The organism is Clostridium sp. MSTE9 (assembly GCF_000277625.1).
GTDB classification, from domain to species: Bacteria; Bacillota; Clostridia; order Oscillospirales; family Acutalibacteraceae; genus Faecalispora; species Faecalispora jeddahensis.
The window spans coordinates 66,201-73,243 of the sequence record NZ_AKFU01000002.1; the positions used below are offsets into that span (position 1 = coordinate 66,201).

6 protein-coding genes and 1 tRNA gene are annotated in these 7,043 nt (G+C 54.0%); 3 read left to right on the plus strand and 4 right to left on the minus strand.

The features are described 5' to 3' along the window. Window positions 1-24: 24 nt before the first annotated feature. The 4 genes from HMPREF1141_RS00545 to HMPREF1141_RS00560 all read right to left on the minus strand — a co-directional run bounded on the left by HMPREF1141_RS00545 (window position 25) and on the right by HMPREF1141_RS00560 (window position 2,986). Entirely contained in the window at window positions 25-1,020 is a 996-nt protein-coding gene (locus tag HMPREF1141_RS00545) for a deoxyguanosinetriphosphate triphosphohydrolase (RefSeq protein ID WP_035316324.1), read from the minus strand. Between the two features lie 45 nt (window positions 1,021-1,065). Beyond that, a complete protein-coding gene (locus HMPREF1141_RS00550) occupies window positions 1,066-1,698 on the minus strand; it encodes a YigZ family protein (protein ID WP_009059753.1) in 633 nt (210 codons plus the stop codon). Between the two features lie 103 nt (window positions 1,699-1,801). Beyond that, a complete protein-coding gene (gene rpmE, locus HMPREF1141_RS00555; protein ID WP_009059810.1) occupies window positions 1,802-2,008 on the minus strand; it encodes a 50S ribosomal protein L31 in 207 nt (68 codons plus the stop codon). A gap of 105 nt (window positions 2,009-2,113) precedes the next feature. Next, the gene (locus HMPREF1141_RS00560; protein WP_242824534.1) at window positions 2,114-2,986 is read right to left on the minus strand and encodes a M15 family metallopeptidase; all 873 of its coding nucleotides are present in this window, start codon (window positions 2,984-2,986) and stop codon (window positions 2,114-2,116) included. Window positions 2,987-3,186: 200 nt separating this feature from the next. Between HMPREF1141_RS00560 and pyk the strand changes: the two genes are divergently transcribed. From pyk to HMPREF1141_RS00575, 3 genes are all read left to right on the plus strand, one after another. Further along, window positions 3,187-4,944, plus strand: coding sequence for a pyruvate kinase (pyk, locus tag HMPREF1141_RS00565; protein WP_009059863.1), 1,758 nt, complete (start codon window positions 3,187-3,189; stop codon window positions 4,942-4,944). Between the two features lie 125 nt (window positions 4,945-5,069). Continuing rightward, window positions 5,070-5,156, plus strand: a tRNA-Leu gene (locus HMPREF1141_RS00570). A 429-nt stretch (window positions 5,157-5,585) separates the two neighbouring features. Then, on the plus strand, window positions 5,586-6,959 hold the full coding sequence (locus HMPREF1141_RS00575; RefSeq protein ID WP_009059751.1) for an IS1182 family transposase: 1,374 nt from the start codon (window positions 5,586-5,588) through the stop codon (window positions 6,957-6,959). Window positions 6,960-7,043 lie beyond the last annotated feature (84 nt).

Below are 7,043 nucleotides of genomic sequence, written 5' to 3' on the forward strand. Positions count from 1 at the left end.
TGATCCCCCTCCTATCCCCGGTGCTCAATGGTCCCAGGATCTTGGGACGCTGATGTCCTGAAACAGCACCACGGCATACCGGTCGGTCATACCGGCAATAAAATCCGCGGCGGCCCGTTCGGTTCCCTCCAGTTCCGCTGTTTCGCGCAGATCCAGCGGCAAATGCGCGGGATTCTTCGCGTACTCAAACAGCGTTTTGATCAGGAACGGAACCTTTTCCTCCTCCTTTTTGGCATAAGGATTGAAATAGACCTTTTCAAACATAAACTGGCGCAGCTCCAAAAACAGCGGGAAGATATGCTCTTCCATGCGGATCTCTGCCCCGTCGCTTGCGCGGATCACGGATTTGACGAGCGTACCGATACGCACTGATCTTCGGGTGCCGAGCACACTCGTGATGTGCTCGGGGATATCCCGCTCGGACAAAACGCCCGCGCGCACTGCGTCGTCAATATCGTGATTGATGTAAGCGATCTTATCCGCCAGGCGGACGATGCGTCCCTCTGGCGTCTGCGCCTGGGTTCCGCTGGTATGGCACAGAATCCCGTCGCGCACTTCTTTGGTCAGGTTCAGGCCCCGGCCCTCGTTTTCGAGCTTCTCCACCACACGCACACTCTGCTCATTATGCCGAAAGCCGTGCTCGCAAAGCTCGTTGAGCACCCGCTCGCCCGCGTGGCCGAACGGGGTATGTCCCAGATCGTGCCCGAGCGAGATCGCTTCGGTCAGATCTTCATTGAGCAGCAATCCGCGCGCGATGGTTCGCGCGATTTGCGAAACCTCGAGCGTGTGGGTCAGTCGGGTACGGTAGTGGTCGCCTTCGGGCGACAAAAACACCTGCGTTTTGTGCTTTAACCGGCGAAACGCCTTGCAGTGAATGATGCGGTCGCGGTCACGCTGAAACGGCGTGCGCATCTCGCATTCCTCTTCAGGCCGGTCCCGGCCCTGGGTCTTTTTCGATAATGTCGCATAAGGCGACAAAATTTGCTCTTCGAGCAGTTGAGTTCTCTCTCTTACGGTCATAATGATCACCCGCAATCCTCTCATAAGGATATACGCAAAGATGGCCTAAAACTCCTGCTTCCACTCAAAATATTTTTCTCCCGCTTGTTTTGCCTCCACCGTTCCGCCGGTGGCATCCGCCAACCGTCTGCGGAACAAAGGCACATCATCCTGCGCCATATGGAAGCGCAGCGTGACGATTTCGGTAAAATCCGAATCATCCACTACACCGTCGCACTCCGGAATCAGCGCCGCCAGAATCCCGTACTGCGAATAATCGCACGAAAGCTCCAGCAGCCAGCAAAGGCGCATGACAATGGGCTTTGCCGCCTGAATGCCGAGCGAGGCCGCATGGGAATACGCGCGTACAAGACCGCCCGCGCCCAGCAGCACACCGCCGAAATAACGAGTCACCACAATGGCCGCATCGACAATGCCTGGTTTCTGCAGGACCTCCAGCACCGGCATCCCTGCCGTGCCCTGCGGCTCGCCATCGTCGGAGTACCGGCGCAGCTGGCCGCCGCGCAGCGAATAAGCGTATACGTTATGGGAAGCATCCCAATGCTTCTGGCGGATTTCGTTCAGGAAAGAAATCGCGTCCTCCTCGGTAGAAACCGGCCTTGCATAGCCGATAAACCGGGAACGACGCTCCGTAAATTCCGCACAGGCATTTTGACTGATGGTTTTGTATTCTGTCATAAGCCCGCCCCGCCTTTTCACAAGTAAGGATAAAAAGACGGGCGGCGCATCGCGCCGCCCCCCATAATTCCAGCTAAAACTTCCGCAGGATGCTTCAGGATGATTATTTGCCCTGAAGACCGTAACGCTTTTTAAATGTGTCCACGCGACCGCTGGTATCAATCAGCTTCTGCTTGCCGGTGAAGAACGGATGGCACTTGGAGCATATTTCAACGCGGATGTTGTCTTTGGTAGACCGTGTCTCGATCTCATTTCCGCAAGCGCATTTAATGGTCGTCTTCTGGTACTTCGGATGGATTGCTTCCTTCATTCCTGTCACCTCTTTCAACGAAAGTACAACTTATCAATATAAGTATAACAAAGGAATTTTAACACAATGCGATTCAAAAATCAAGTAGTATTTCCAGCAAAATCTTTATTTTTTCGATTGTTTGGAAAGATAAGAGACATACTCCTCTAAACAAAAGCCCATTTGGCGCATGCGCTGGGCATTTTCCTGCCCTACGTAGCGAAAATGCTGCGGCTCCGCATTTTTTTGCGTGACGCTCGTTTTGTTCTCCGGATACCGCAGCACAAAGCCGTACTGAGGACCGTTGACCAAAAGCCATTCCGACTGCGCCCCGCCGGTTCCGCCGGTCAGCTCAAAATCCACCGCAAGGCCGGTCTGGTATTCACTGTAGCCGCCGCGTTCCACCAAAGACTGCGCCGTATCCTCGGCGCGCACCTGTGTGTAGCCCGCCGCCACCAGCTCCTGCACCTTTTGTTTGTACAGCGCTTCCTGCTGCTCCGCCGTGACATAGCCCCGCGTGATCTTCAGCGCAACGCCGCTATCTGCCGCGGCTTTCTTCATCTCTTCATACGCCGCAGCCAGGCGCTTGTCCACCTGGACTCCGTCCTGTTCCGTCAGATCGGGCACAACGCCCTCCATTAAACCCCGCCCGCTGCCGACCAGTACCAGAAGATCCGGCGCACTGCTGGCCGCCGACGACTGCACCGGCTCCGAATATTCCGGAGCCGAGGACGCGAACAGCTCCTTCTCCAAAGACGGATGCAGCTGATACCAAACCAGCAGCAGACCCGCCGTTACCGAAATCAGAATGACCACCGCGATCACCGTCATCAGAATCCGCAGCCGCCTTACCTGATTTACACCGCGCCAGCCGGGCTGGCTTTTGAGTACTCTTTCCCCGCGGCGGCCGGACCGGCCGTTCCTTTTCCACAGCCCCACGCTGCGCACTCCTCCCTTTATGGCACCGCACCGCATGATCGCGGCCGAATGCCGTTTCATTTTCTCTTTTCTTATTGTATATGTTATCATAAAATTTTTCAATATCTGTTTGTAATCCAGAGAAGGTACCTATTTTCTTTTACCTCATTAATATTTGTTTGATTTTTCACGAAATATGATGTAGTATTAGCGTGAAGAAAATCAGGATTTGCGCTGTGCGCTCAACCATAAAACCCGCCCGTTCGAATGGAGGAATTACCGTGAGAAAAACGAAAATCATCTGTACGCTTGGCCCATCAACCGATAAAGAAGCTGTTCTTCGTCAGCTGATGCTGTCCGGCATGGATGTGGCCCGTCTGAACTTTTCCCACCAATCCCATGCAGAGCAGAAGGTTCGCTCCGATATGGTGAAAAAGCTGCGTCAGGAGCTGGATCTTCCCATCGCGCTGCTGCTTGATACAAAAGGCCCCGAAGTGCGCATCAGAGCCTTTTCGACCCCGCAGGTCACGCTGAAGCAGGGCCAGAAATTCACTTTGACCACAAGAGAGGTTGACGGAACAGATGAAATCGTCAGCGTCACCTTTGCCAATCTGCCGAAGGACGTAGACCACGGTTCTCACATTCTGATCGACGACGGACTGATCGAGCTGAGAGTGGAATCCTGTACCGATACCGATGTTCTCTGCACCGTATTAAACGGCGGCACCCTTTCCGCGAACAAGGGTGTGAACGTGCCCGGCGTACAGCTTTCCCTGCCGTTCATCAGCGAGCGGGATCAAAGCGACATCGCCTTTGCCGTGCAGGAGGATTTTGATTTTATTGCCGCATCCTTCACGCGCAGCGCCCGCGACATCCTCGAGCTGCGCAGTGAGCTGGAAAAGCTGAACTGCCACAGCATGCGCATTATCGCCAAAATTGAAAACCGTGAGGGCGTGGACAATATTGACGAGATCATCCGCGTAGCCGACGGCATCATGATCGCCCGCGGCGATCTGGGCGTAGAGATTCCTCTGGAGGAAATCCCCGTCGTGCAGAAGCGTCTGATCAAGAAGGGCTACAGCGGCGGCATGCAGGTCATCACCGCCACCCAGATGCTGGATTCGATGATGAAGAATCCACGCCCCACCCGTGCGGAGGCCACCGACGTGGCAAACGCCATCTACGACGGCACCAGCGCGATCATGCTTTCGGGCGAAACGGCTGCCGGCAAATACCCCATTGAGTCCCTCAAGACGATGTCCATCATCGCCGAGCGTACCGAACGCGATATCAATTATAAATCCCGCTTTGCACAGCTGGTCGGTAAGGAATCGCCAAACGTTACTTCTGCGATCTCTCACGCTACCTGCACCACGGCGCACGATCTGGGTGCTGTGGCGATCATCACGGTTTCGAAATCCGGCAGAACCGCCCGGATGGTTTCGAAATACCGCCCGGCCTGCCCCATTATTTCCGGTACCACCAGCGAAACGGTGCGCCGCCAGATGAACCTTTCCTGGGGCGTGATTCCGATTATGGTGGAGGAACAGATTAACACCGACAAGCTGTTTGACCATGTGGTAAAGGTCTCGAGAGACCGCGGCCTGGTCAAGGACGGCGACGTCGTCGTCATCACGGCCGGCGTGCCCGTGGGCTTTTCCGGCACCACCAATCTGCTGAAGGTGCAGATGGTGGGAGACATCCTTGTTTCGGGGCGCGGCGTCAACCAAAGCTATGCCTGCGGCAACCTGTGCGTCTGCCAGACGGAGGAAGAAGCCTGGCAGCGCTTTAAGCCCGGCGATGTTCTGGTGCTGCCCCACACGACAAACAAACTGATGGAGCTGATCCGCCTGAGCGCTGCGATCGTCACCGAGCAGGACGGGCTCAATTCCCACGCGGCGATTGCCGGGATGGCCCTGAACAAGCCGGTGATCGTCAATGCGGAAAACGCCACGCAGCTGCTGAAAAGCGGAACCACCGTAACAGTAGACGCCATGCGCGGAATCGTGTACAGCGGCATTCACAAGCAGGAAAAGTAAAACTAAAGATCGGTTTTTTAAGCGGGGCCGCCGTTTTTCATGGAGCAGCGGCCCCTGCAAAACATTTTTTGTGTAGGCGCTTGATTTTTAGTCGAAAATAGTTTATAATAAGCCACGTTGTTCTTGCCGGTGTGGTGAAATTGGCAGACGCGCTGGACTCAAAATCCAGTCCTGGCGACAGGGTATCGGTTCAAGTCCGATCACCGGCACCAAAAGACTCACAATGCTTCATTGCTTTGTGAGTCTTTTTTGTTTACGGCTATGGTTTAGGCGCAGTCGATCAGGCTAGGAAAACATCTCGATAGGTGCCGGTATAACTGATTTTGGGCTAGATATTTGATATTTTAAAGCGACTCTTACACACAGAAAACATATAAAACTATTTTCCCTATTTGTACAAAAGAAAAAGCCGCCTGAAGGTAGTTCGTCATAAGTTCATACTGCCTATCCATCTGAAATTGAAGAACTGCAAAAAGGCTATGACGAACTATGGAAGCAGCATGCAAGGCTCTTGGAACATCTTGCAAAACTGGTTGCACTTTAGAACTTCGGGCCAAGTTCGAGGTGTTGACAAAGTAGCAAAAGGAAGGGCAAAAATGGTATAATATAGGCAAAGAAAAAGCAGTAGGATGTGTTTAGGGATGCTGACAGAGCGAGCCGGGGTACAAATAAAAATGCACTGTATCACCCTTGAGGATCTGGTGCCGCAGGAGCACTTTTTGCGAAAATTGGAAAAGGCTGTGGATTTCAGCTTCATCTACGACGAGGTTCGGGATTTGTACTGCCCAGATAACGGAAGGCCTGGGGTCGATCCGGTAGTGCTGGTAAAATATCTGCTGGTCGGGTATTTGTACGGAATCGAATCGGAACGGCGCATCGAGCAGGAGATTCAAGTAAATATGGCCTACCGGTGGTTTCTGGGGTTGGATCTGGATGACCGGGTGCCTGATCACTCTACGATCTCCCAAAATCGGCGCAGGCGATTTCATGGAAAAAATGTGTTCCGCCACTTGTTCGAGCATATTCTGCATCTATGCATGGAAAAGGGACTGGTGGATGGAAAGATCATTCTGACAGATTCCACGCATGTAAAAGCGAATGCTTCCTTTAAGGCGAATACAAAAGTGCTGGCGGAGCGCAAGACAACGGACTACATGGAACGGCTGGACCGGTATGAAGCAGAGGAACGTGTGAGGTTGGAGTCATCCGGCGCCGTCAAGCCGCAGCGTGCCGGACGTGAGAAAAAGGAAAGCACAAAAGTGGAAAAGACGGTCAGCACCACCGATCCGGATGCCGGGATGCTGCGGCGGTCGGGGAAACCGGAGGGGATGCACTATCTGGATCACCAAAGCGTAGACGCCGCTCATGGAATCGTGGTAGACGTGGCGGTGACGCCAGGAAACGCGAACGATTCGGAGCCATACCTGGGGCGCATCGAATACATGCGGGAACACATGGGATTGGAAATTCAGGAAGCCGGCGCGGACAGCGCCTACGGCACCAGCATGATTTACCGGGCGATGGAGGATATGGGCATCCGGCTGCACACGCCCGGGGAAACGGGCGGGGCGACCTACAAGGTGGAGCTCAAGCGCGAGGATTTTCGGTACGATGCGGAAAAGGACTGCTTCCTTTGTCCATGGGGAAAGGAACTGACACTGCGGAGCCTTGAGAGGGAGAGCTACAATATCTGCCGGATATACAGAGCCGACAGGAAGGACTGCCGGGCCTGCCCGATGCTGAGCAAATGTGTGAGCAACAGCCACCGAAGCCGAACCATCCGGAAGAACATCTTTGAGGAAGCCGTAAAAAGGCAGCGGAAAACGGACGACGCTTCTACCCACAAGCGTATTCTCGGCCTGCGGCAGATTTGGTGTGAGGGCAGCTTTGCGGCCCAGAAATGGATGCACAACTTAAGGTGCCTGTTCAGGCGAGGAATAGAGGCAGCGGAAGACCACTGCCTCCTTTCGGCAACCGCCTTGAACCTCAAACGAATGATTAAGTGCTTAGGATAACCTCCAAGGCGCTATTTTTTTGCCTGTCCCATTACTTTTTTGTGTTTTCATCCCAGATGACGGGGTTTGTCAACACCTCGAAGT